Annotated in this window: 20 protein-coding genes; 12 read left to right on the top strand and 8 right to left on the bottom strand. The window is 51.2% G+C overall.

Annotation, left to right across the window (positions count from 1 at the left end; genetic code table 11):
- Positions 1-51 precede the first annotated feature (51 nt).
- From SH302x_RS27285 to SH302x_RS27315, 7 genes are all read left to right on the top strand, one after another.
- Positions 52-1,590, top strand: coding sequence for a type I restriction-modification system subunit M (locus tag SH302x_RS27285; protein ID WP_479366300.1), 1,539 nt, complete (start codon positions 52-54; stop codon positions 1,588-1,590).
- Between the two features lie 99 nt (positions 1,591-1,689).
- Positions 1,690-3,153: an ATP-binding protein gene (locus SH302x_RS27290; RefSeq protein WP_479366302.1), complete on the top strand. Its 1,464-nt coding sequence runs from the start codon at positions 1,690-1,692 to the stop codon at positions 3,151-3,153.
- Positions 3,154-3,155: 2 nt separating this feature from the next.
- On the top strand, positions 3,156-3,485 hold the full coding sequence (locus tag SH302x_RS27295) for a hypothetical protein (protein ID WP_479366303.1): 330 nt from the start codon (positions 3,156-3,158) through the stop codon (positions 3,483-3,485).
- Positions 3,482-4,660, top strand: coding sequence for a restriction endonuclease subunit S (locus tag SH302x_RS27300; RefSeq protein ID WP_479366305.1), 1,179 nt, complete (start codon positions 3,482-3,484; stop codon positions 4,658-4,660). Before SH302x_RS27295 ends, SH302x_RS27300 begins: the two co-directional genes overlap by 4 nt.
- Positions 4,661-4,760: 100 nt before the next feature.
- The gene (locus tag SH302x_RS27305) at positions 4,761-5,447 is read left to right on the top strand and encodes a transposase (RefSeq protein WP_479366307.1); all 687 of its coding nucleotides are present in this window, start codon (positions 4,761-4,763) and stop codon (positions 5,445-5,447) included.
- A gap of 120 nt (positions 5,448-5,567) precedes the next feature.
- Positions 5,568-5,876, top strand: coding sequence for a hypothetical protein (locus tag SH302x_RS27310; RefSeq protein WP_479366308.1), 309 nt, complete (start codon positions 5,568-5,570; stop codon positions 5,874-5,876).
- Complete coding sequence (locus SH302x_RS27315; RefSeq protein WP_479366310.1) at positions 5,873-6,322, top strand: type II toxin-antitoxin system VapC family toxin; 450 nt, start codon at positions 5,873-5,875, stop codon at positions 6,320-6,322. Before SH302x_RS27310 ends, SH302x_RS27315 begins: the two co-directional genes overlap by 4 nt.
- A gap of 50 nt (positions 6,323-6,372) precedes the next feature.
- On the opposite strand, the gene SH302x_RS27320 is transcribed toward SH302x_RS27315, so the two are convergent.
- Entirely contained in the window at positions 6,373-6,876 is a 504-nt protein-coding gene (locus tag SH302x_RS27320; protein WP_479366311.1) for a DUF4411 family protein, read from the bottom strand.
- Entirely contained in the window at positions 6,873-8,036 is a 1,164-nt protein-coding gene (locus SH302x_RS27325) for an ImmA/IrrE family metallo-endopeptidase (protein ID WP_479366312.1), read from the bottom strand. The genes SH302x_RS27320 and SH302x_RS27325 overlap by 4 nt, the downstream gene beginning before the upstream one ends.
- A gap of 591 nt (positions 8,037-8,627) precedes the next feature.
- Here SH302x_RS27325 and SH302x_RS27330 point away from each other — a divergent pair.
- The 5 genes from SH302x_RS27330 to SH302x_RS27350 all read left to right on the top strand — a co-directional run bounded on the left by SH302x_RS27330 (position 8,628) and on the right by SH302x_RS27350 (position 18,301).
- Positions 8,628-12,119: a DEAD/DEAH box helicase family protein gene (locus SH302x_RS27330; RefSeq protein ID WP_479366313.1), complete on the top strand. Its 3,492-nt coding sequence runs from the start codon at positions 8,628-8,630 to the stop codon at positions 12,117-12,119.
- Between the two features lie 194 nt (positions 12,120-12,313).
- Positions 12,314-13,927: a DUF3696 domain-containing protein gene (locus tag SH302x_RS27335; RefSeq protein ID WP_479366314.1), complete on the top strand. Its 1,614-nt coding sequence runs from the start codon at positions 12,314-12,316 to the stop codon at positions 13,925-13,927.
- Entirely contained in the window at positions 13,927-14,820 is an 894-nt protein-coding gene (locus SH302x_RS27340; protein WP_479366316.1) for a hypothetical protein, read from the top strand. Before SH302x_RS27335 ends, SH302x_RS27340 begins: the two co-directional genes overlap by 1 nt.
- Before the next feature lie 409 nt (positions 14,821-15,229).
- Complete coding sequence (locus tag SH302x_RS27345) at positions 15,230-17,635, top strand: DEAD/DEAH box helicase (RefSeq protein WP_479366317.1); 2,406 nt, start codon at positions 15,230-15,232, stop codon at positions 17,633-17,635.
- A gap of 63 nt (positions 17,636-17,698) precedes the next feature.
- Entirely contained in the window at positions 17,699-18,301 is a 603-nt protein-coding gene (locus tag SH302x_RS27350; protein WP_479366318.1) for a hypothetical protein, read from the top strand.
- 92 nt (positions 18,302-18,393) lie between these two features.
- Here the strand turns inward: SH302x_RS27350 and SH302x_RS27355 are convergent, their stop codons facing one another.
- From SH302x_RS27355 to SH302x_RS27380, 6 genes are all read right to left on the bottom strand, one after another.
- Positions 18,394-18,690, bottom strand: a complete 297-nt coding sequence (locus SH302x_RS27355; RefSeq protein ID WP_479366320.1) for a hypothetical protein — start codon at positions 18,688-18,690, stop codon at positions 18,394-18,396.
- Positions 18,687-19,649 carry a hypothetical protein gene (locus tag SH302x_RS27360; RefSeq protein WP_479366321.1) on the bottom strand — a complete coding sequence of 321 codons (963 nt, stop codon included), beginning with the start codon at positions 19,647-19,649 and terminating at the stop codon, positions 18,687-18,689. Before SH302x_RS27360 ends, SH302x_RS27355 begins: the two co-directional genes overlap by 4 nt.
- A complete protein-coding gene (locus SH302x_RS27365; protein ID WP_479366323.1) occupies positions 19,630-20,247 on the bottom strand; it encodes a hypothetical protein in 618 nt (205 codons plus the stop codon). Before SH302x_RS27365 ends, SH302x_RS27360 begins: the two co-directional genes overlap by 20 nt.
- 207 nt (positions 20,248-20,454) lie before the next feature.
- Positions 20,455-21,948, bottom strand: a complete 1,494-nt coding sequence (locus tag SH302x_RS27370) for an AAA family ATPase (protein WP_479366325.1) — start codon at positions 21,946-21,948, stop codon at positions 20,455-20,457.
- An 84-nt stretch (positions 21,949-22,032) separates the two neighbouring features.
- Positions 22,033-22,227 carry a DUF2997 domain-containing protein gene (locus SH302x_RS27375; RefSeq protein WP_479366326.1) on the bottom strand — a complete coding sequence of 65 codons (195 nt, stop codon included), beginning with the start codon at positions 22,225-22,227 and terminating at the stop codon, positions 22,033-22,035.
- A 5-nt stretch (positions 22,228-22,232) separates the two neighbouring features.
- Complete coding sequence (locus SH302x_RS27380; RefSeq protein WP_479366328.1) at positions 22,233-22,598, bottom strand: DUF1257 domain-containing protein; 366 nt, start codon at positions 22,596-22,598, stop codon at positions 22,233-22,235.
- Positions 22,599-23,324 lie beyond the last annotated feature (726 nt).

The following is a 23,324-nucleotide window of genomic DNA, read 5'->3' on the forward strand; positions in this document are numbered from 1 at the left end:
GGATGCACGAGTAACGACGTTGGCTACATATGGAAACCACGGAGAACAGAATTGATCACGGGCGAAATCAGAAGCAAAGTCGACAAGATCTGGGATTCATTCTGGACAGGTGGCGTATCCAATCCGTTGGAAGTCATGGAGCAAATCACTTACCTGCTGTTCATCAAGCGGCTCGATGACCTGCACACGCTGGAAGAGAACAAAGCCAACCGCACCAAAAAACCGATGGAGCGGCGAACGTTTCCGGAAGGCAACGACCCCAAGAAACGGTCCTACGACGATCTTCGCTGGTCACGGTTCAAGCATTTTGAACCCAAAGAGATGTTCGACGTCATGGCCGAACACGTCTTCCCATTCTTGCGAACGCTGGGCGGTGATGATTCAACCTATGCCCACCACATGAAAGACGCTCGGTTCACGATCCCGACGCCGGCGCTGTTGGCCAAAGTCGTCGACATGATCGACGGGGTGCCCATGGAGGGCCGCGATACCAAAGGGGACTTGTACGAGTACATGCTGGGCAAAATCGCCACGGCAGGCCAGAACGGCCAGTTCCGTACGCCTCGGCATGCGATTCAGTTGATGGTCGAATTGGTCAAGCCGCTGCCGACCGATGTCATGTGCGATCCAGCGGGCGGTACTTGTGGGTTTCCGGTGGCGGTTGGTGAATACCTGCGCGAGAACCACAAGGAGATCTTTACCGATAACAAGCTTAAAAAGCATTTTCACGAACAGTTGTTCAACGCCTTTGACTTCGACAGCACGATGCTGCGGATTGGCAGCATGAACATGTTGCTGCACGGCGTGGAGAAGCCGAACGTCGTGTACCGCGACTCGTTGGCCCAGGAACATGGCGGCGAGGAAGAACGTTACTCGCTGGTGTTGGCCAATCCGCCGTTCGCAGGCTCGCTCGATTTCGAAAGCTGTGCCAAGGACTTGTTGCAAGTCGTCAGGACCAAGAAGACCGAACTGCTGTTTCTGGCCTTGATCATTCGCTTGCTGAAGCCCGGTGGACGAGCCGCTGTGATTGTTCCCGACGGCGTGCTGTTTGGTTCATCGACGGCGCACAAGACGCTGCGGAAGATGATCGTCGAGGACCAGAAGCTAGACGGAATCATTTCGATGCCCGGCGGCGTGTTCAAACCCTATGCCGGTGTCTCGACAGCGATCTTGCTGTTCACCAAGACCAACTCGGGCGGCACCGATCACGTTTGGTTCTACGACATGCAGGCCGACGGCAAGTCGCTCGACGACAAACGCACCGACCTGTTGCCACCTGAAAAGCAAGGCCCCAAGCCGACGGTGAAGTTGACCAAGGACGAGCATGCCAAGAACAACTTGCCCGACATCCTTAGTCGCTTTTCGCTCCGCGAAAAGTCCGAACGTAAGAATCCTCGCACAGCCCAGAGTTTTTGCGTGCCCAAGCAGGACATTGTTGAGCAAGGTTATGACTTATCGATCAACCGTTACAAGGAAGTCGTACACGAAGAAGTCGATCACCGCGCCCCGCAAGCAATTTTGGATGAGCTAGAGAGCATTGAGAAGGAGATCACGAACGGGATGAAAGAGCTTCGGAGGATGCTGAAGTGAATCATCGTCGTCTTTCGCTCCGCGAAAGTACGTTAATATTGCAGGCTATGATACGCTACTTTCGCGGAGCGAAAGGCGACTCAGAAGGAGAATGCTGAAGTGACCGAGCAACAGATTGTCGACTTGATCGCCGAGCTACGAAGACTTGGCCGTGAGTGCGAATGGATAGAATTCAAGTGCAATAATGAACACCCCGATGAAATCGCCGAGTATGCTTCGGCTTTGTCCAACTCCGCCGCGATCGCTGGCGTTGAATATGGCTACGTGGTATGGGGAATCCAAGATGTTACATTGGACCTAGTTGGAACACGATTTAGTCCATTGGATGCTCGTAAAGGTAACGAGCCATTGAGCAACTGGCTAATGCGTTCGATGCTGCCACAACTCGACTTGCAGTTCTTTCAAGCGAACGTGGAGGGAGTTCCAGTCGTTCTGCTGAAAATACCCAAGTCTCCTAACCAACCCGTGCGATTTGGCAGCGAAGCGTTCATTCGCATCGATAGCCAAAAGAGGAAGCTCAAAGATTACCCAGAGCATGCTAGAAAGCTTTGGGCCGCTTTCGACACGACCAAATTTGAGGCAGGCCTCGCCCTGCAAGATGTGGATGGCTCTCGTGTTCTGCAACTACTGGATTTTACGGTATGCTTTGACAAGCTCGGCATTGCGTTGCCGACCGATCAAGCAGGTATTCTCGCTCGGTTGTGTGATGAACAGATCATTGTCACTCAGCCTGGTGGACGATACGACATCACCAACCTGGGAGCGATCCTGTTTGCCAAACGGCTGTCTGATTTTGGCAGACTGGGGCGCAAAGTCATTCGCGTTGTGAAGTACTCGGGTGACGGTCGTTTTGACATTGAGCGTCAATGGGAGGATGCACCCGCAAACCGAGGTTACGCAACTTCGTTTGAAGCTGCCGTCGATTACATCAATTCTCAAGTGGAGCAGAACGAACCGATCGAGCAGGCGTTGCGAACCAAGGTCAAGATGTATCCTGCGATTGCAATACGCGAGCTGGTTGGGAACGCGATCATCCACCAAGATTTTTCGATGCGTGGCACAGGGCCGTTGGTTGAGATCTTTGATCGCCGCATCGAGATCACCAGCCCCGGCCTGCCACTCCTCGATCCCATTCGATTCATCGATGGTCCGCCGCGGTCACGCAATGAAGCGCTCGCTGCCATGTCGCGACGGCTGAACATGTGCGAGGAGCTCGGCACGGGTATCGATAAAGTTGTCGGTGCAGTCGAGTTGTTTCAATTGCCTCCCGTATTATTTGAGACACCGGTGGATTCAACGAAATCGACGTTGTGGGCATACAAGCCGCTGGATGACATGAGCCGTGAAGAGCGAATCAGAGCCTGTTTTCAGCATGCGTGTTTGTGCATTGTTGCTGGCAAACAAATGACCAATGCGACGGTGCGAAAGCGATTTGGTCTCGATAACAAGCAGTCAGCCAAGGCTACGCGAATCATCAACGAAACCCTCGAAACGGGGGGCATTAAGCCTGTCGATCCCGAGGCCAGTCGGAAGTATATGCGGTACGTCCCATCATGGAGTTAACTATGTGTATTCTTATTTTCACTTTTGATTCCGGCCTGGCCGAAATCAAACGCAAGAAATTCGCAAGTCGTTTCTCAGAAAGGGTTTACGCAGAATTGTTCTATTATCATTCTATTTTCGGCTCACGGCAAAATCCGGCAAAATCGCCTCAGGCCATACCGAAGTCGGACATCGTCGAGCACGGTTACGACCTAGCGATCAACCGCTACAAGGAAGTGGTTCATGAAGAAGTCGATCATCGCGCACCGCACGCGATTCTGGATGAACTGGAGAACATTGAGAAGGAGATCACCCAAGGCATGAAGCAACTGCGGGGGATGCTTTCCAAATGATGCCTTCAACAATAAAGCTTGGCGACGCAGCGATCACTGTTGATTATGGAGTTACTGCGTCGGCCGCTGATTCGCCAGTTGGCCCAAAGTTCCTTCGCATAACTGACATTCAAAATGGCAATGTTGATTGGAATGCTGTTCCGTGGTGCGAAGCCGACGCGAAAACGGTGATGGGTTCTAGGTTGGAATCCGGAGACATCGTTTTTGCACGAACAGGTGCTACAACCGGCAAGAGTTTCTTGATACGAGAATGCCCAGAGAATTCAGTGTTTGCGTCGTACTTGATTCGGCTAAGACTTAAGGATTCGTTTGACCCCCGATTCGTTTCTCATTTCTTTCAAACACCAGACTACTGGGCACAGATTACGAAAAGTGCACGCGGTGTTGCGCAGCCAGGAGTCAATGCAACGACTCTTAAGTCACTAGACATTCCGAAGTTTCCCCTTTCGGAGCAGAAGCGGATAGCGGAGATCTTGGATCGGGCGGAGGCGCTCAGGGCCAAGCGTCGCGCCGCCCTCGCCCTCCTCGACGAACTCACCCAATCCATCTTCCTCGACATGTTCGGCGATCCGGTGAGTAATCCGCGTGCATGGCCCATCAGGGTATTTGATGATGTTTGCGAATCGAGGCTTGGAAAAATGCTCGATGGCAAAAAGCAAATTGGCGATAACCTACGACCCTATATGCGGAATATCAACGTGCAGTGGGGAAGGCTCGATCTTTCGACCGTTTGGAAAATGGATTTTAATGCAAAGGACCGTGAGGAATTTCGACTGCTTCCGAACGACGTTCTTATTTGTGAGGGTGGCGCGGGCGTAGCACAGACTGCAATTTGGCGAGGAGAAATCTCTGATTGTTATTTTCAAAAGTCATTGCACAGGGTACGTCCCAGACGAGAGCTTGCAACTTCTGAGTACATTGCATATCTAATTCGGATGCTCATGCGAGAAGGAAGTGAACTCTTCCGTCTCGTATCCTCCGCGACAATACCGCATCTTACGGGTGTCAAACTTAAGACGCTCAAGATTCCATTGCCGCCGATCACAATGCAACGGAAATGGGATAACGTAATGAAATTGATTGCGCACCAGAAAGCTCAAATCCAATCGCATCTCTCGAATCTAGACCAACTCTTCGCCTCCCTCCAACACCGAGCGTTTCGAGGGGAACTGTGATGGAGAACATCGTCGCCTTTCGCTCCGCGAAAGTAGCGCCCACATACGCAACTTTCGCGGAGCGAAAGGCGACGATGCGGCGACGATGGGGGTGTAACGAATGACCGTACCTGATGGACTTGGTGAGCTGTTTGATCCGAAGGCGGAGTTGTCGATCAGCGAACATTTTCGACCGCATTGGTCGCAGGCAGGGGCCATTGTCTTCATCACTTTTCGGACTGCGGATTCGATTCCCCAAGATGTCCTTGATCGCTGGGAACGTGAAAAGCATGACTGGATGCGGCGACATGATTGCCCGGTCGATCGACATTGGTCCAAGGTTCTGCCAACGCTTGATCCTCTCTTACGGGATCAGTTCAAGAAAGAATTCAATCGATGTCGTGAGGACTTTCTTGATACGTGTCATGGGGCGTGCGTTCTGCGCAAACCGGAGCTCGCCAAGATCGTGGTGGATACGCTAATGCATTTCGATGGTGAGCGTTATCGTATGGGCGATTTTATCGTGATGCCTAATCACGTTCATTTGCTGGCGTCGTTCCCATCGGAAGAAGCCCTCCTTACTCAGTGCGATTCGTGGCTGCATTACTCCGCTTGGAAAATCAATCTATCGCTCAAACAAAAAGGTAAGTTCTGGCAACAAGAGCCGTTTGATCATTTGGTTCGCAGTCCAGAGCAATACGAATATCTGCGCAGGTATATTCGGGATAATGGTGCCAAGGCTCGGTTGTCAGAAAACGAGTATTTTTATCGGGAGTATGGATCGTCGCCTTTCGCTCCGCGAAAGTAGCGAACTGCGGCGTTACTTTCGCGGAGCGAAAGGCGACGATAGTGCGAAATCCGCTTCCACGGCATTCGATCACCAGCCATAATGGGTGCTACCCAGTTATACGATTTCCGAGGTGCTTTCATGGATACCATTCGAACAACCGTCCACAATGGGCGAATAGACGTCCAAGTTGCCGCCGACTTACCAGACGGCACAGAGGTCGAAATTCGGATTGTCCCAGCATCAGCGGATTACAAGCCGGGTGACGGAGTCCAGGATGAAACTCCCGAGGAAATCGAAGCGTCGATAGAAAGGTTGATGTCCATCGAGCCCTTGATTTTTTCTCCTGACGATCAGGCCGCGTGGGATGCGGCCCAGGCCGAGAGAAAACGCTGGGAAAAAGAGCATTTCATGGAATGGTCCGACCGAATCGCGGACGATTTCAAGTGAAACGATTTTTGCTTGATTCCAACGTAGTCAACGATCTGATGCGCCGGCAAGAAAACGTCCTGGCCAACTACACTTACGCTCGCCGCGGCGGTTTCCGTGTTGGGACGTGCGAACCCATTGTTGCCGAAATACTAGCTGGACTTGAGATGAGTTCCACGCGCGCGGCTAACTTGGATCGATTTCAACGAACGCTCAGCGAAATTGCTTGCTGGCCGCTGGATCGTGCAGCCTCGTATGCCTTCGGCAAAATCGCCGCCGAACTTCGCAGGATCGGACGCCCGATGCAGACGATTGATATCATGCTTGCAGCGATTGCCGCGTCACTTGGTGATTGTACAGTTGTGACATGCGACAGCGATTTACTGGCCATACCAGGGCTGACCGTCGTGAATTGGCAGCATGAACCTGGACTAGCAAACGGCGGAACTCCCGATGAGTCACTTTGAATGCGCGACTTCCGACAGGAATGCAATTAATGCGTCAGCGGGCACAGTTGCTAAACCAACTTTTTCAGCCCAAACTTGACCTTCAGTTGTTTCAGCATCTCGAAAACGTTGCAGTAGGGAACGCCGAACTGCTTGCAGACGTTGGGATTGGGAACGCGGCGTTGTGTTGAAGGATTGAATTGTTCCTCGCAGACAATAACGGGGCCTTCGACTTTGGCAGTTGCGATCAGCCAACCATCCGCCTTTGCCGCAAAGGAAGCGACTGCGTCCTGTCGATGATAATTGGCCTGGACCCATTGAATGATTTGCGAGTACTGAGCGGCGATTTCGGTCGTGCTGCTTGCAACGAAGAATCTCTTAGGCATCTTCTTTGCCCAGCGCACAAGACGATCGTTTCCGTCGACTATCTCGTCACGTACCCGATCGATTGAGAATACTTCGCCGCTGGCATGATGACGCCTTAAGCCGTTCCAGAAACCCGGACAGATATCGAATGCGTAGAAGAAGTCTTTGGCTTCGATGAGGCTGTTGGTGTCGATGAGATACTTCGTCACTGGCTGGCCCCACGCATGCTTCGCAACATACCGCTGGCGTACTTTGAAAATGTCTCACGACTAAATCCGGTCAAGTCTTGCGCCTCGGATGGCAACAGCTTTCTCTCGGCATAAGCTTGAGCAACTGCGTATCCAAAGCGATCATTCAATCGCAGACGTTGCTGTCGCCAGAATACAGGAGCAGGTTTGCCTTTGTTCTGCTCCTTCAGTTCACGCCACTTTTCCATCTCTTGCCGATAGAACTGAAAGAACGATCGCGAGCTAATCAATTTGAGTTCAAAGGCGCGACGACCAACCACCAGCGGGCTAACCTTGAACAATCTTGCGATTGCCGTGCACCGTTCCGCAACGGTGCCGGTAGTTGCCCAGGTTTGCCGGAAATTGTCCTGAGGAAGCAGAAATTCGGCTGCGACCCGATTGCAAAACTGCTCGACATCGTCGCTGTGTGCGTCCAGCTTTTCCAAGTTGAACAGCCCAGGCTTACCGACCCAAACGTGAACCATTTCGTGTGCCAGCGTAAACATCTGCGCCGACTTGGTATCGTTGGTGTTGACGAAAACCCAGGGTGCGTAGTCGTCGATCAATACAAAGCCACGAAACTCTTCTTGATTCAACGGTCGCCGCGTATTCAGGCCGACTTGGTTTGTCATGGAGACAAACACGCCTGTGCCCTCGATGGCGAGTCGAAGCGTGGTCAATGCCGCTTCCCAGGTCTTTTGCTTTATTTGCCAGTCGGCAGGCAATTGTATTTGTAGCCGTATCGTCTCCGCAACTTGCCGGGTCGGTTGATTGGGTTTGATGGTTCCGACGAAGGATAACGGATCGTGGCCCGCGTCAATAAGGTAATCACGCATCCACGCTTGGCGGCGTTGAATGTCGGTGATGGTGTCGCGCAGGTTGGGGCTGAAGGTTCGCCGTTTCTCATCTCGAAACGTTCGAAAGTCAGGAACGCCAATCGATTCCTTGGGTGGGCTTGCGAGGAAGAGATAACCGAACGGGACCATCGCTTTGCGAGCAAACCCCTCCAGCTTGCGGACAGTGGGCAGAGCGTCGCCGCTGATCCAATCTTGGACAGGTTCGTTGAAATCGCTGAACGACAGACCGGAACGGTCAACCGCCCAGCGAAGTAGTTCAGGATTTACAGAGATTTTTGCGACCATGGCCAAGTTCCATTTGATGTATGTGTATTCTATGCTAATTCATCGGACTGCCGGTAGGACTCCATTTGCTGAAATTCACAGTTATCTGAAGGGAACGGCGTGCCGATTCGGCGTTTACCTTCAGCCTTGAAATCAACTTGATCAATGCAGCATTTTCAGTTCCTTACAAACGGATTGAGCGATACTTTGGGCCGGCCAGCAATGCCGAGTCGATAGGATCCCTGCTCCTCGTACCAACCCTTCAGTAAACGAAGGACGAGCCTTCTTTATTCTGAAAGAAAATTGCACGACGCGTTTACGACTACCCAAAAAAGGATCTCAGCATTTACTTCACGATTTGAAGTATGCCCCGGTCTGGATGAACGCACTTTTTCGCGAATTGGCTGAGGATGCGTCGAATTGAACTGGCATAAAAACGGTTTGTGGTCGCGGCAAAGAAGGGGAGAACACTAATCTTCGCTAACCGACACTAATGAAAGAAGAAGGATGTCGGGATATACTGGTTGCCTGTGCCAGCCGAATGTCCAAAAGCAATCTACTGGATTTGATTAGTGATGATTAGTGCCAATCCGTGTTCCAACGTAACCGCCCATGAGCAACTTTGAGTTTCTAACCGCCGAATGGAAAGACATCCACGACGCGGCCAGCAAAGCCGAGGCGACGGCGATCCCCGATCCTCGCACGTCCTGTTTCTATGCTCGACGGGCTTTGGAACTGGCGGTGGCTTGGGCGTATAAGTTTGATCGAGCGTTAAAGCTGCCATACCAAGACAACATCTCGGCACTGATCCACGAGCCGACGTTCAAGCACACCGCAGGTGAAGCGGTCTTCAGCAAGGCGAAGGTGATCGTCACGCTGGGCAATCGTGCGGTTCACTCCCACCGCGATATCCCGCAGTCGGACTCGGTGCAGGCCGTCAAAGAACTGTTCCACTTCTGCTACTGGTTTGCTCGTCTGTACGCGCGGGGTAAAAAGCCGGATGCCAAGTTAGCGTTTGACGAAGCCGCTCTGCCAACGACTACGATCCCAAAGCAAACGCTTGATCAACTGAAGCGACTCGAAGCGCAGCTGGCCGAGAAAGACGAAAAGCTGTCGATCGTGCTCGCCGACAAAGAGAACTTGGACGCGGAAATCAAGCGACTGCGGAAGGAAGTTGCGGAAGCCAAGCAAGCGGCAGCCAAGGTACCGGACGATCACAACTACAACGAAGCAGAGACTCGCGATTACTTTATCGACTTACTGCTGAAGGAAGCTGGTTGGCCGCTGAATCAAAAGCGTGATCGCGAATTCCCGGTTATCGGGATGCCGAATCAAAAAAACATTAGCCGCACGGCGTTAGCCGCGGTTCCCGACGAACACGTCGATGCGGTGGAAGAAACCGGGGCTAACGCCCAGCGGCTAATAGGAGGACAAGGCTTTGTTGATTACGTTCTGTGGGGCGATGACGGCAAGCCTCTCGCTTTGGTCGAAGCCAAGCGCACCAAACGCAGTCCCAAAGAAGGTGAGCAGCAAGCGAAGCTGTACGCGGATTGCCTGGAAACGATGTTCGGCCAGCGTCCGGTGATCTTCTATTCCAACGGCTACGAACATTGGATTTGGGACGATCAAAACTATCCGCCTCGACAAGTCCAAGGCTTCTACAAGAAGGTCGAGTTGGAGCTGCTGATCCAACGCCGCACCACTCGACGATCGCTGCAAGAAGCATCGATCAACGAGACCATTGTGGAGCGCTTTTATCAGACGCGAGCTATCCGCAAAATTGGTGAGTCGTTCGAAAAGGATCACGAACGCAAAGCACTGTTGGTCATGGCGACTGGATCGGGCAAGACGCGAACGGTGATCGCTTTGTGTGACATGCTGATCCGTGCCAATTGGGTCAAACGCGTGTTGTTCCTGGCCGACCGTGTCGCACTGGTCAATCAAACCGCGAACGTGTTCAAGAAGTTTCTGCCCGATGCGGGTGCAGTGAACTTGATTACCGAGAAAGATACCGAAGGCCGCGTCTACGTGTCGACCTATCCAACCATGATGGGGCTGATCAATGACACCAAGGATGGAAGCCGCCGATTTGGAGCAGGACACTTTGATTTAGTTGTGATCGATGAAGCGCACCGCAGTGTGTTTCAGAAGTATCGGGCGATTTTTGACTATTTTGATTCGCTGCTGGTCGGACTGACTGCGACACCCAAAGATGAGATCGACAAGAATACCTATGGGCTGTTTGATTTGGAAAGCGGCGTGCCAACGGATGCCTACGATCTGGAAGAGGCTGTGAAGGATGGCTATTTGGTTCCGCCCAAAGCCGTATCCGTTCCGCTCAAGTTTGAACGAGAGGGGATCAAGTACGACGACTTGAGCGAAGAAGAAAAAGACGAATGGGATGCCAAGGAGTGGGATGAGGAAGGGAACATACCGGATAAGGTCGAAGCGGCCGCGGTGAACAAGTGGCTGTTCAACATTGATACCGTCGACAAAGTTTTAGAACACTTGATGACGCGCGGCCAAACGGTCGCTGGCGGTGATCTGCTCGGCAAAACAATTTTGTTTGCGAAGAACCAAGCTCACGCTGAGTTCATCAAGGAACGCTTCGATGCCAACTATCCGCACTTCAAAGGCGAGTTCGCGCGGATCATTACTTTCAAGACCGAATACGCCCAGTCGTTGATCGACAACTTTTCCAACAATGACAAGTTCCCACAAATCGCTATCTCGGTCGATATGCTCGATACCGGGATCGACGTACCGGAAGTGGTGAATCTAGTTTTCTTCAAGCTGGTTCGGTCCAAGACCAAGTTTTGGCAGATGGTGGGGCGCGGTACTCGGCTGTGTCCCAACCTGTTTGGGCCGGATCAGCATAAAGAATTCTTTTACATCTTTGACTATTGTCAGAACCTCGAATACTTCAGCCAGACCCCCGAAGGCTCATCGGGCCGCTTGAGCGAATCGCTGTCGGCCAAACTGTTCAAGGCACGGCTGGAGCTGATTGGCGAACTGGACAATCGTTCGGGCGGGGATTTGATAAAAGAAGTCTTACGGCACGATTTTGATCCCGAATCAGAACGCCAGGTTCAATTGCAAGTCACTCATTTACTACACCAGCACGTGGCATCAATGAACCTCGACAATTTCGTTGTGCGTGCCAAACGTCGAACCGTGGAGAAGTTCGCCAAGCAGGAAGCCTGGGAAAGGCTCAGCGCCCAAGATCGACAGGAGCTAGCCCATGAAATCGCCAGCCTGCCAACTCAATTGGAACGTGAATCGGAAGACGCCAAGCGGTTTGATCTGCTGGTTCTTAACCTGCAACTTGCGCTGCTTGGCAAGGAGCCTGCATTCGAAAGGCTACGAGACCAGGTGATTAAGATTGCGGGCCTATTGGAAGAGAAACATACCATTCCGCTGGTCGGAAAGCAGATGACGTACATCCAAGATGTTCAGACAGAAGTCTGGTGGGTGGACGTTACTGTTCCCATGCTGGAAGTGATCCGCCGCCGTCTGCGGGATCTAGTTCAGTTTATTGAAAAGAAAGATCGCAAACCGATCTACACCAATTTTGAAGACCAAATGGGTGCGGAGTCTGATATCGAGCTAACAGATTTCGTAGGCCGGGACACCTTTGAGCGATTCCGTGATAAAGCGCGAGCGTTTTTGCGGAAGCATATGGACATTGATGCCGTTCGCAAGTTGCACACCAATGAGCCGCTATCGTCGGGCGACCTTGATGATTTGGAACGCGTGCTCACTGACAACAAGATTGGCAAGGCGGAGTACATTGATCAAGCTAAGCAAGAGAACGAGAGTTTCGGTGTCTTCGTTCGTACGCTGGTTGGCCTTAATCGCGAAGTTGCCAAGAGCTTGTTCAACGAGTTTCTCGCTAGCACGACGTACAGCGCCAACCAGATCGAGTTCGTCAACTTGATCATCAACCAGCTTGTCGACCACGGGATCGTCGACGTTGGTCTGTTGTACGAATCTCCCTTTACCGACATATCCCCCACCGGTCCCGACGCGTTATTTTCATCCGACCAAGTCAATCGCATCATGCAATTACTAGAGCAGATCAAGCTCACCGCGCTCGCAGCATAAGCTACCGAGCGGGGCACCAGATTCAATCGCTATTAACGTAAACCGAAAAATCTCTTGTGTATGGGGACTGCCCCGCATAGAAAACAAAACAGCCTTTAGTCCAATCAACTACCAGGCTGAACGACCGCACCAATTACGCTACTTTCGCTGGGCCAGAATCTGTCTTCAACCTAATTCGACGTAACTTCAGGGATATGATCACAGCAATCGAGATCGAAAACTTCCGTGGCTTTGGCAAACGCCAGCGTATAGATTTGGCAGCTCTAACGCTACTGTACGGTCCCAACAGCTCTGGAAAAACTAGCGTGTTTCACGCATTGTTGTTCTTGTATGAAGTACTAGTTGAAGGTCTCGAATCTCCGGATCGTTCTATCTTGGGTGGACGATTTGTCAATTTCGAGACATTCAGAGACGTGGTGTTTAATGGCGATTTAGATCGGAAGATCAAAATCAAAGTCGAACTCTCATTCAATTGGTGGTCCGAGGGGGATGACGACCTGGACTATTATCCAAGTGTTGGCGAATTTGAGCCAGTTGAGGTTGTTGATCGCGTTGCAATGGAAGTTACATTCCGTTACGCCCGAAACCGATTCCAAGTGGATTCCTATGAGTTCTTTGCCGGCAAAGAGTCAATCGCAACGATATCCTATGACATTCAAGCTGATACGGGGCCAAATGATTTATTTCGTTCCCTACTATACACGCATTCCATTGTAGATTGCGAGCTTACATTCTTTGGCAAGAACAAAATGTGCCCGGATGATGTAGATTGGCCTGAAAGAATTACTGTCTCATCTTCAACCATTGGCCGGATCGCTGGGACGGCGACGTTTGTTTCAAATACAGAGCCAATCAAGGAAGTCATCGCTATCACGAAAGACGAAAAAGATGCACAGCGTATCGTTGATTACTTTTTTAATTGGATCAATGGAATATCAACGCATTTGATTGAACATCTCAAGTCGCTGGTGCCGCTTGGTCCGCTACGGGATTTACCCGTCGATTTTGTGCCACGACGCGTGTATTGTAAGGACCGTGTTGCATGTGGCTTGACGGCTTGGGATCAGCTTTCGTGCGGCGGAAGCGAGGCTCAGTTGGAATCGTACAACAAGTGGATGCGTGAAAGTGGATTGGATTTAGGCTATGTGTTGGAAGGTATTGTCTTTGTTCCGCTTTACGTTGCAGGTAAAGATTTGGTCTCGGGAAGTGAGACTCTAAAACCCGACTGGGATCGTGTAATAGACCCTTCCACAGGCAATATTCCTACTAGCCTGCCAACCACGATCTTCTTGCGACCGAACAAATCCATGGTGCGTAAAGAAAGTGGCGTATTGCTTAAGCCGCATTCGGTCGGGATTGGTATCTCCCAAATCATTCCCGTCTTGTTTCATTGCTTGAGCCCTCTGCCAGAAAAGCACAACGCAAAACGGGTTGTTACAATTGAACAACCAGAACTACATCTTCATCCACGAGCCCAAACTCGCTTAGGGGATATGATGATTGAAGCCTTCGTGAAAGAGGCTAAAGAGAGCGAGAGTAGTGACAACATTGTGTCTTCAAAACAGGCCATTATTGAAACTCACAGCGAGCACATGTTACTACGAATTTTAAGAAGAATTCGAGAGACAAACGACCCGGAGCAGGAACCATCTGATGATAAGTTCTTACCGAACTCGATCTCGGTGAATTATCTGTATCGTCAGGAAGATGGAATTAAGTGCGCGCGATTAAGGATCGATGAAGAAGGGGAATTCATCGATCGATGGCCGGAAGGGTTCTTTGAGGAACGCGGAGAGGAGCTGTTCTAATGCTTCGCGAATATGCTGTTGACCCTGAACTTTTAGGACGATTCGGCCCTGCCTGGGTCCTCATGCAGCAATTTGGGATTCCGCACGGTCGAATCATTACCGCTTATCCAAAAAAATGGACCAGGATGGTCTATGACGCAATTGAAGCAGCACAATTGCCTGATAGAGAGAAAAAGGCTCTAACCGAACGACTGGTAAAGCTGAAAAGCTCCGTTGCCAGTTTGCATGACAACCGGAGTTTCGATGGGCAAAATTGGCTGCAGTCGGCAATCGCAGTCGAAGAAGCGATACAGTTCGACGCGATTCTCACCGACAAGGATATTGAAACGAAAAATCTACTGCGAGTTATGGAGGCCGACGACAGCCATCCGTTATGGGCTGTAGAGTGCAAACCTATTCCACGTACTGCAGAAGCAATTGCACAATGCGTCGGACCCCTAGGCCGAATCAGTTGCGACATTGTGCTAGTGGATCCGTACTTTACAAGCGATCCACCTGCACTGAAGACGCTTCGGTGCATCTTCGACAGTTGTGCTGCGAAAACCCGAAAGTATCTACGATTTGAGATTCATGGTTCGGAAAAGCTTGGCGACATGAAGTTTTTCCAATCTCGAATCGAACCCGTGATGGCGAACTATCCAGGCATCGGAAAAGTTGACGTTTTTAAATGGCGACAGAAAACCGATGGCGACAAAATGCATCCCCGCTACTTCCTGACCAATCTTGGTGGAATACGCTTTGACTACGGGTTAATCGAAGGCCCATTGGGACAGACCACTGATGTGCAATTACTAAATCAGAAAACGTATGAGCATCGCTGGTCCGAGTATCACCGCGAGTCTACCACCTTCGAACTGGTGGAAGCTATCAGTTGCTTTCGGCCCGGCCGATGAACTAAGAATCTGGATACCCCGCTGCCGAGAGGTCATAACGGCAATTTCCGGCAAATGTTTGATGGGAGAAGTCGATACTTTGGCACTAATTTATAAAAAATACGCAGGGCAAGTCAGTTTTTGAATCCAGGAAAGTTAGCCGTTGAGCATTAGCTCACGGTTCGCGATTGCCACTTAACGGAAGCCGGAAAGTGTGGTAGCAGCAGCGGCGAAAGAAAAGATAAGTATTTTTGTATAGAAGCAAAAGTGTTTATATGGTGGATAGCCTTGCCGCGCGAACAACAGTGTAAAAAGCGGGCTTTTGCACAACGATCACGTTGATTTGTGTGGTTGGCACGACAATCGCAAATATGAGAATCCATTACTAGTGGTTTTCTTGTGAGCTGGGTTGCCTGGAATGAGTGTTAGCGTGAACAAGTCGTCCGTGATTTCGACCGTCGACGAATTGGTGCGTACTTCGGAATCATTAAGAGTCATTTATGATCCGCCGGCAGATGGACCGCGTGATGGCCGATTTGCGGATCGCTCCAACAGCACACTACATCCACATCTGAAGCGGTACATCGAACGAGTTGCACCGCACGGACTGTATTCCCATCAGCAACAAGCAATCGAATCGGTCCTGTCGGGTGCTAACACGATTGCTGCGACGCGGACCAGCAGCGGTAAGTCTCTGATCTTCGCACTGCCAGCTCTCGATGCGGTCTGTCGTGATGCCAACGCGACATCGATGTTCCTCTATCCGCAGAAGGCTTTAGCGAACGACCAGCTGATCAAGCTTCGCGAGGCTTTACCGCTCGTGCCGGCGTCGGCGGGTCGGTTAAATCGGACGCCATATTTCGCTAGTCGATACGATGGTTCGACTCCGTCCGAAGATCGCAAATCGATCCGTGATCAAGTCCAGCTGCTACTGACGAATCCAGACATGTTGCACTTAGGAATTCTGCAACATCACCATAACCATTGGGCACGGTTCTTCGCGAACTTAAAATATGTCGCTATCGATGAGTGTCATGAATACCGTGGTATTTTTGGCACCAACGTCGCTTATGTGCTGCGTCGACTGCGACAGATTTGCAATGCGCATGGCTCGGACCCTCGTTTTATAGCCACTAGTGCGACCATCGCTGATCCCCAAGAGCATCTTCGCAACTTGGTGGGCTGTGACTTTGAAATCGTTGGGCCTGAATCCGATGGTAGCTTGCAAGGGCGGCGAAAGTTTTGGATGCTTGGCAGTTCGGAGCATTATTATGATGCTGGACGTCGACTTGCGGTGTCGCTGATCGAGAAGGGCTTAAATGTCATTGTATTTTGTCCTAGCCGAATTACGGCGGAACGCATGCTGGCTAGGCTCAAGAAGAAGGACGGGGAGCTAGACGAACGCATCGCCGTCTATCGTTCAGGACTTACTTCTGTTGAAAGAGAAGAGATTGAAGCCAAGCTGCGTTCGGGGGAGAAGAAGCTGGTCTTTAGTACGAGCGCATTAGAATTGGGGATCGATATTGGATGTCTGGATGTTGTCATCTGCATGGGACTGCCGAACTCGATGATGAGTTTATGGCAGCGAGCCGGACGCGTTGCTAGGGGAGGGCGGGACGGGGCTATTATCTTACTACCCAGTGACACGCCGCTGGATGCTTACTACGCCAAGCATCCGCATGAGCTTTTCTCAAGGGTCAACGAAACCTTAGCGCTGAACATGGCCAATGAACGTGTATCCTGTCAGCATTATGCTTGTGCCGTCCATGAGTCGGGTGCTGGAGAGCAAGGGCTGCAGTTCGATATCTTGGGTGAGCAGATTCAATTGATCCAGGATTTACGCAACGATGGCAAGCTGGACCGGCCGGAGTTCTTTCAAGCCGACCCGCATATCGATGTTAGTCTACGAAACACCGGAGAGGTCCGATATCAATTGGTCTATAACCAGGAGACGATTGGCGAGATTGGAAGTTTTCATCTTTTACGAGAAGCTCCGCGAAACGCGTTGTATCGACACAACGGCAAAAGCTACCGAGTGAAGGATGTTGTTAAAGGCAAGCATCTTGTCCGCGTCGTGCCCGAGTTTACCTTCAATGAAACCGTTTCTTTCGTTCAGAAGTCGATCAAGCAAAGGCAGCCCATCAGGATTCGTGAGTATTCGGATATCAAGATTACACTGGCGAAACTCGATGTAAGCGAATACTTAAAAGCAGTCACTGAAAAGGATGCTAGTGGGAAAACAGTGCGAGTCCACCAGCCGACGGGGATGCCAACGCATCGATTACCTACCGAAGGCGTCGGGATCGCTTTTGCCGAAGCGCTGTTATCGCAAATGCGTCCGGAGCTAAGGGTTCCGGTAGAGCTGACAATTAATGCGATTGAACGGCTAGCGGCACAACTGTTTCCGACTATCAGTGGGCCCTGCGATGCGCAGGATTACTCGTCCGCCACGGATCGGACGAAAGATGGTTCATTGGCAATCTACCTGTACGACAATGTTTACGATGGCGTGAATCTGACGGAATGCGTTTTCGACCGCGTCCCGGAACTGTTGGCTAAGGCCCGCAGTCACGTTCAGCAGTGTTCATGCATCGCTGACGAAGGTTGTGTGCGATGCGTGGCAGACGGCGAGCGAGAGTCAATTGGTAGCAAGGCTGATTGTGTTTTGATGATTGACGAAGTGCTTCAACGAATGGAATCGGAGACACCGCGCTATGTTGAGCTTGGTGACCGAACTGCGTTCATGCAGGCGGTGCTAGATGTTGAGTGCAATGCTTGTCATGCCAAGATCAGTCCAGATTCGAAGTTTTGTTCTGAGTGTGGTTTCAAACTATAGGTTGATTTTATGTTGCTTTCCAATACTGTCCTTAAGAGTTCGCCAACTACGATGAGTCCAACTTTGATTTCAGCTGAACGGATCAACCGCCAAGGCGACAGGGGTTTTGATCGAGTTGTCCTGGATCATGATTTGTTGCAACGTTTGGGGCTTCAGCGGATTGGTTTGATGGCCGCCGGGTTCTTGCGTTTCGAGAGTATGGTAGAAAGGATGATTCCATGGATAAAGTCGAGCGGCGATAAGGTTACCGTGTTTTTGTATCCAAGTCGGAACTACTCGACCACATTTTACGAATTGCTACAGCAGCACGGACTGGTCCCTGAGTGCAGGAAAACGCCAGAAAGTTGGTGGATCGAAGGCAACGTATTTACATCGATCGAGGGGCTGCGGAGACTACAGGTGGCCAGCGAAGATCTAGCGGCGGTAGTTCTGTTTGACCCTGCCTGCATGGTCTATAAGGCTCGCGATTATCGCACCAGTCGCGGCGTCGCGCATGACCGTCCACAGCGGGTGGTTGATTACTTAGATGAACACACCTGCGACGAGCTTGCGCCCGGTTTTCTGCTGCTGACCACGCAACGCCTAATGGCCTTGCCGACAGACAAGATGGCCAGAGTATTCTGTCGCGAGACGTGGTGGTTCCTGGACGGCAATACCATGCTGTAGGTTGCATCGCAAAAAAGCAACTCGAAGCGTTCTGGTTCCAATAGCTAAAAAAAGGCGAAGAGGGCCGCGTACGCAGCCACCTTCGCCATGTGTTAGCTGACCATCTCTTGAAGCGGTGGCACACAGGTCTCCGGCGAGAGCCAGTTTGAGTTCAGCCACTCAATTTCTGCGTCAATCGCTCGACTTCTCTGCAAGTATGGCCCTAGTTTCGGACCAGATACAGGCGATAGATCCGCATACCAGTAGCCATCCTCACTCGGCTCGACATGCGAGCCTCGGCGAATGTCGACTTCGCCTAGCGAAAATGCATCGACTAGCTCGTTGTAAATCATCTTCACAACTCCGTCAGCCTGAACCACTATATTCCACTGCGATGACCGGTCGCTCATGCCACGCTCCTGCGAAGAATGTTGCGCCGTGGTCGATCCTGCAAGTGATTGCTGATCGATGTCTCGATCCTTTGCAGCTCATTTGCCACTTGATTTCGCAGCGAACCTCGCAGGCGAAGGTCCTCGGGAGTTGTGTTAGTTACAACGGCCCTGGCTGACTCAACTAGTTCCTGCAGCGACTGATCAGAAGTGATATTCAAACGCTCAAAGCGATCGAAAAACTCTAGCAGATTGGTCACTGCACTGTCGCGGAGGATCTTAGGCTTGCCGTCTTGGCTCCCGCTAAGTCGGTCTGCAAGATGTGTCACTAGATCCCGGAGTTCCTGTGCGAAAGCGTTTTGCGCAATCTCAACAGCTTCTTGAAAGCTGTCTTGAATCCGCTTACACTCCGCACGATAAACCTCCGGTGACACCTGCCGCAGATAGCTTGGAACTTCCATAGATGGATAGTCCCAACAGATCCCAAACATCTCCGAAAGCGAATCCGGATAATCGGCTTGGTTGAACAGGTCGCCTAGTCGCTGGCGGGCTTGGCTGACTAGCTGCGGATAGTGGGACGCCAGTTCTTCCACCGCCTCTGCCAGACGGTTTCGTGACGAAGTCAAGTATTCTTCCAGATCGATGACATCGCGTCTTGGTAGTAACCTTACTCCAGGTTCTACATAGGGCAGCGTGTTGCGTCTCCAGTAACTGACTGTTTCTGTACGAATAGCAGAAACAGCCCGGAATGCTGGATGTGACGTATCTAGCAGCTTTTTGGCCGCCGATACAACGGACTGATCTGCATCGAAAGCATTCGCAGCGATCGATTTTTGCTCTTCGTTCAGAGTTTTCCGAATTCCGAGCCAGCGAATATGCAGCCGCATGGCGGCCGTGGATTCCTGCAGCCGATCGACTGCTGTGTTTGAAGCAGTTGTTGTGCGAGAAGCGCTCCGTTCTTCAACAGTTGCGGTGCTCATTGATCATATCTCCATCTGTTAATTCTGAATTCAGGTAAGGTAAAGCTTTGGTCGACGCGTTCGCACTCTGGCGAACGGTCAAAGCAGACTCTCTCAGTTGGTCGAGTAGAATCTGTGGTACAGGATCGCTGCGAAAAGTCCGTTCGCTGCGAATCAAAACAAATAACAGCAGCACAAAAGGCAGCGAACAAACAAGAGCAGGTCCGACTGCTCCCATTAGTTCGCTCAAGGTAGAATTGGTAAGTCTCTGGGCTGCGATTCTCTGACGCTCTAGTTCCAACTGGTCATAGCCATCAAGAATGGCTTTCTGTTGAATCAAAAGGTCGTTTCGGGATTTTTCGATCTGGTTTTGCACTGCCACCCAGTCCTTGCGGGCTGATGCGTCGGCGCTTACCAGATCGCGGGAAGAAGCTGCAGCTTGTCGATGCGCCTCGAGAGCGCTGCGAGCCTGAAGTCTCTGTTCTTCGTTTTGCTCGCGAAGCGCGTCGATATACTCTGCCGGATCTCGAATGCCGACAGAGCAGCCTGGAAGGGCGAGTTGGTAAATAATTACCACCGCCATCCAGAGCATTCTTGTTTTGTGCTTGGTTTTGCACATGGTCGTTCCTTGTCAAAAGTTGGTTAATGAATTGAATTAGTCGCTCGTGCTTGGCTTGATGTACATGTGCCACAGCGAGCGATGCAGCGGCTACAAGCACGCAGCAAAGGGCTAAAGTAAAAAGCATGGAGTTTTCACATCCTTCGTTGGTAGAGCAGATTGCAAAGCTAGCCTGCATGTGGAGCTAGCGCTCAGAAGCGTCGGCTCTTAACCTAAGTCACTGCTCTCGCGAGTGACTTTTCTGCGAGAAGAACCGGACGCAAGCGACTCGCGGTATCGATAAATGCCGGGCGTGTCTGCATCCAGGCAGCGGCCACTGGCCCACTTGCGAAGCTTCTGAATCGATTCGGCGGCTGTGATCGCCACCGGAACGAGGTTCTGAGCTGCTTGAGTCAGTGGAATATCCAGTAGTGTCGCCAATCGACAACACGATCGAATCTCCGCTCCTGTCCATTGGTCGTCTGATGGTTGCGTTTCGCGACTGTCGATCGCAAATTGCTGGCGGTACAGTGACCAAATTGCATCCTTTTGTTGACGGCTTGGCAAGTCGATGAAGAAAACTCCATCGAATCTTTCAGCACGCGTAAACTCAGGCGGCAATCGCGAGATGTCGTTCGACGTGCATACTACAAACGCGTCAGAGGTATGGTCGTTAAGCCATGACAGCAGAGTGCCAAACATTCGCGTTGACACGCCACTATCCCCCTGGCCATTTATGCCCGCGAAAGCTTTCTCAACTTCGTCGATCATCACCACACAAGGCGACAATGCATCGACGATGCGAAGTGCTTCGCGGGTGCGTTCCTCGCTTTGGCCGACCAGGGAACCCATTAAGGCGCCGACGTCAAGAATGACAACCGGACGACCAATTTCGTTTCCTAGCGTTTTGCAGAATTCCGATTTGCCACATCCCGGTGGAGATAGCAACATCACCCCGCGTGGCTTGACCGACGAACTGCCAGAGCGAAGCAATGCCCGCTTCGTAAACGCTTTGAGAGACGCTAGGCCTCCCAGCGAGTCGAAGTTGCCCGTCCCTCGGCAGATTGATAGTAGCCCTGACTTGTTTAAGGTCTGGGTCTTTGATTCCCAAACTACTTCTGGTTGGACAGTACCGTTACGAACCAATGAAAGCGAGAACGCATTCTCAGCCTCGTAACGTGTCAAACCAATCGCGGCATCGAGAATCTGTTGCCGCGTCGCTTCATCCCCAAGATCTCCTTCTTCTGTCGCAATCGACTGCAGAAGGTCATCGAGTTCACTACGTGTAGGGACTTGATGTTCCACGACCACAAAGAGTCGTTCGAGTTCAGGCGGGATTTGTAGCACGGGCGCGACAATCACGAGGATGTTGCGACTTGATTTTCCAGCCAGGACCGCTCGGTAGGTGGCCTGGATGATTTCCGCTGAGCCAAGGAAGCGATGGAAATTGTTCAGCACCAAGATATTGGTGCCATGCTCTTCGGTAAAAGCTGACATCGAGCGTATCGCCGACAGAGGGTCGTTTGTATCAGCAATCGTCTCCCCAGAGGGTGCGCTGATTCCAGTACCGACTTCCCACAGCAGTGGGTTCCATTGTTGCGATCGTGCAAGTTGGTTGATCTCGGCGATTGCTTCGCTGGCCTCGTGGGACTTAACCCAAATGCCGGTGAAACACGCCCTGATCAGTTCTGATAGTTCATTGGAAAGTGAACTGCTCATCATGATAACTTTCGGATAGGTGCATAAAAAAACCGCTGGATAGCGGCTGTGGGTTTCAACGATAAAGAGGTGAGTTAGCTTAGGAAGCTAACGCGTTTGTTGCTGGGTCGATGGCACGACGGTTGCAACCTGAAAGAATTCATCGGTTTGTACCTCTGAACTCTTGATGCCAAGCGCTTGCTCGAATCCTCGAGAAGCGTCGACGCAGTCCGCTCCAGAATATCCCTTCGTCTGGACTTTGACTTCGCCTTTGGTTGTGACGACAACTTCTATAGTCTTCATAGGATCTACGCGGCTCCCATCTGGACAGTTAACTTGATGCTGCCGTCTTCCAGCGTCGATTCATAGACAGAGTGCCCCGATTTGCGGGCCTCCAATGTGGCCTTCTCGACCGCGTAGGCTTGCAAGAAGCGATCAAGCTCGGAAGTCGATCCCCACCTGCCTTCGAAGTTGTCGTAAAGTACGTCGCCTTTGGCGACATCACAAACGATTGGATAAATCCAATTGGGTAGCCGTACGATCCAGCCGTTGACCATCTTGGTGAATAGTCGGGCAGGACCATGAATCGGTTCATCCAGCCGAAGTCTCCGACAAGCTTGTCGGACAGCGTCGATATCTCGAACCTTCGTTTGAACCGTCACGATGTGTGACATAGCGTTATACCTCCCAAAAAAGAGCCAGAGGCGATAGTTGATGCAACCACCACCACTGGCCTGACAGGAAACAAAAATTAAGCGGTAGCTTTCGCCACCGTAATGGTCCAAGTACTAGGGATCCATCATGTTATATGACGCGTTTTTGCGTCGAATTTAGTTTGCCGTTGTGCTTCGTCTCATTAATTAGCCTGAGGTTTGGTCCGTATGTTTCGGGCTCGCAGGGGAATTGAGCATCGCATCAAGTTCTTGCACACTTTGCGTCATAGACTTTTCGTCCTGGGAACGCGTAAAATTAAATTGCTTTGGTGCGGATCTAGCAACTGTCACATTATTGAAGAATTCGCAGACCCATTTTTCTGTGGTGAAAATGAGTCCTCCCATGTCTTCGACTTGGAGCTTGACCCCTCGGACTCCTTGGCTGTACCACCGTCTGATCGTTACTAACGATCGGTCCTTTTTGACCCCATGCTTGTTTGTCGTTTGTGGTAATCGACGTGGAAGTTCGCGAATTGGGAAGCGTTCCTCAGACGTAGGGTTAAGCTTTCGACTATGACTAGAATCATTTTGGAATACATGGTCTTTCTCAGTATTCATCATGTCTTGATGGAGCAGTCAAACCAAGACGATTTGCGGCGACCATCATTTATTCCTTCTGTTTGCAGAATCTATGCAGATAACAAAAGTAAGAAATGGGCTCCCGTTAACATGGATCATGCCTGCTCA

The organism is Njordella calcicola, assembly GCF_056494125.1.

What these genes read in the sequence shown, in the direction of transcription:
- SH302x_RS27360 (WP_479366321.1), bottom strand. Translation starts at nt 19,649, where the DNA reads ATGAGCACCGCAACTGTTGAAGAACGGAGCGCTTCTCGCACAACAACT.
- SH302x_RS27325 (WP_479366312.1), bottom strand. Translation starts at nt 8,036, where the DNA reads ATGGTCGCAAAAATCTCTGTAAATCCTGAACTACTTCGCTGGGCGGTT.
- SH302x_RS27340 (WP_479366316.1), top strand. Translation starts at nt 13,927, where the DNA reads ATGCTTCGCGAATATGCTGTTGACCCTGAACTTTTAGGACGATTCGGC.
- SH302x_RS27365 (WP_479366323.1), bottom strand. Translation starts at nt 20,247, where the DNA reads ATGTGCAAAACCAAGCACAAAACAAGAATGCTCTGGATGGCGGTGGTA.
- SH302x_RS27330 (WP_479366313.1), top strand. Translation starts at nt 8,628, where the DNA reads ATGAGCAACTTTGAGTTTCTAACCGCCGAATGGAAAGACATCCACGAC.
- SH302x_RS27295 (WP_479366303.1), top strand. Translation starts at nt 3,156, where the DNA reads ATGTGTATTCTTATTTTCACTTTTGATTCCGGCCTGGCCGAAATCAAA.
- SH302x_RS27355 (WP_479366320.1), bottom strand. Translation starts at nt 18,690, where the DNA reads ATGAGCGACCGGTCATCGCAGTGGAATATAGTGGTTCAGGCTGACGGA.
- SH302x_RS27300 (WP_479366305.1), top strand. Translation starts at nt 3,482, where the DNA reads ATGATGCCTTCAACAATAAAGCTTGGCGACGCAGCGATCACTGTTGAT.
- SH302x_RS27305 (WP_479366307.1), top strand. Translation starts at nt 4,761, where the DNA reads ATGACCGTACCTGATGGACTTGGTGAGCTGTTTGATCCGAAGGCGGAG.
- SH302x_RS27310 (WP_479366308.1), top strand. Translation starts at nt 5,568, where the DNA reads ATGGATACCATTCGAACAACCGTCCACAATGGGCGAATAGACGTCCAA.
- SH302x_RS27370 (WP_479366325.1), bottom strand. Translation starts at nt 21,948, where the DNA reads ATGATGAGCAGTTCACTTTCCAATGAACTATCAGAACTGATCAGGGCG.
- SH302x_RS27375 (WP_479366326.1), bottom strand. Translation starts at nt 22,227, where the DNA reads ATGAAGACTATAGAAGTTGTCGTCACAACCAAAGGCGAAGTCAAAGTC.
- SH302x_RS27335 (WP_479366314.1), top strand. Translation starts at nt 12,314, where the DNA reads ATGATCACAGCAATCGAGATCGAAAACTTCCGTGGCTTTGGCAAACGC.
- SH302x_RS27380 (WP_479366328.1), bottom strand. Translation starts at nt 22,598, where the DNA reads ATGTCACACATCGTGACGGTTCAAACGAAGGTTCGAGATATCGACGCT.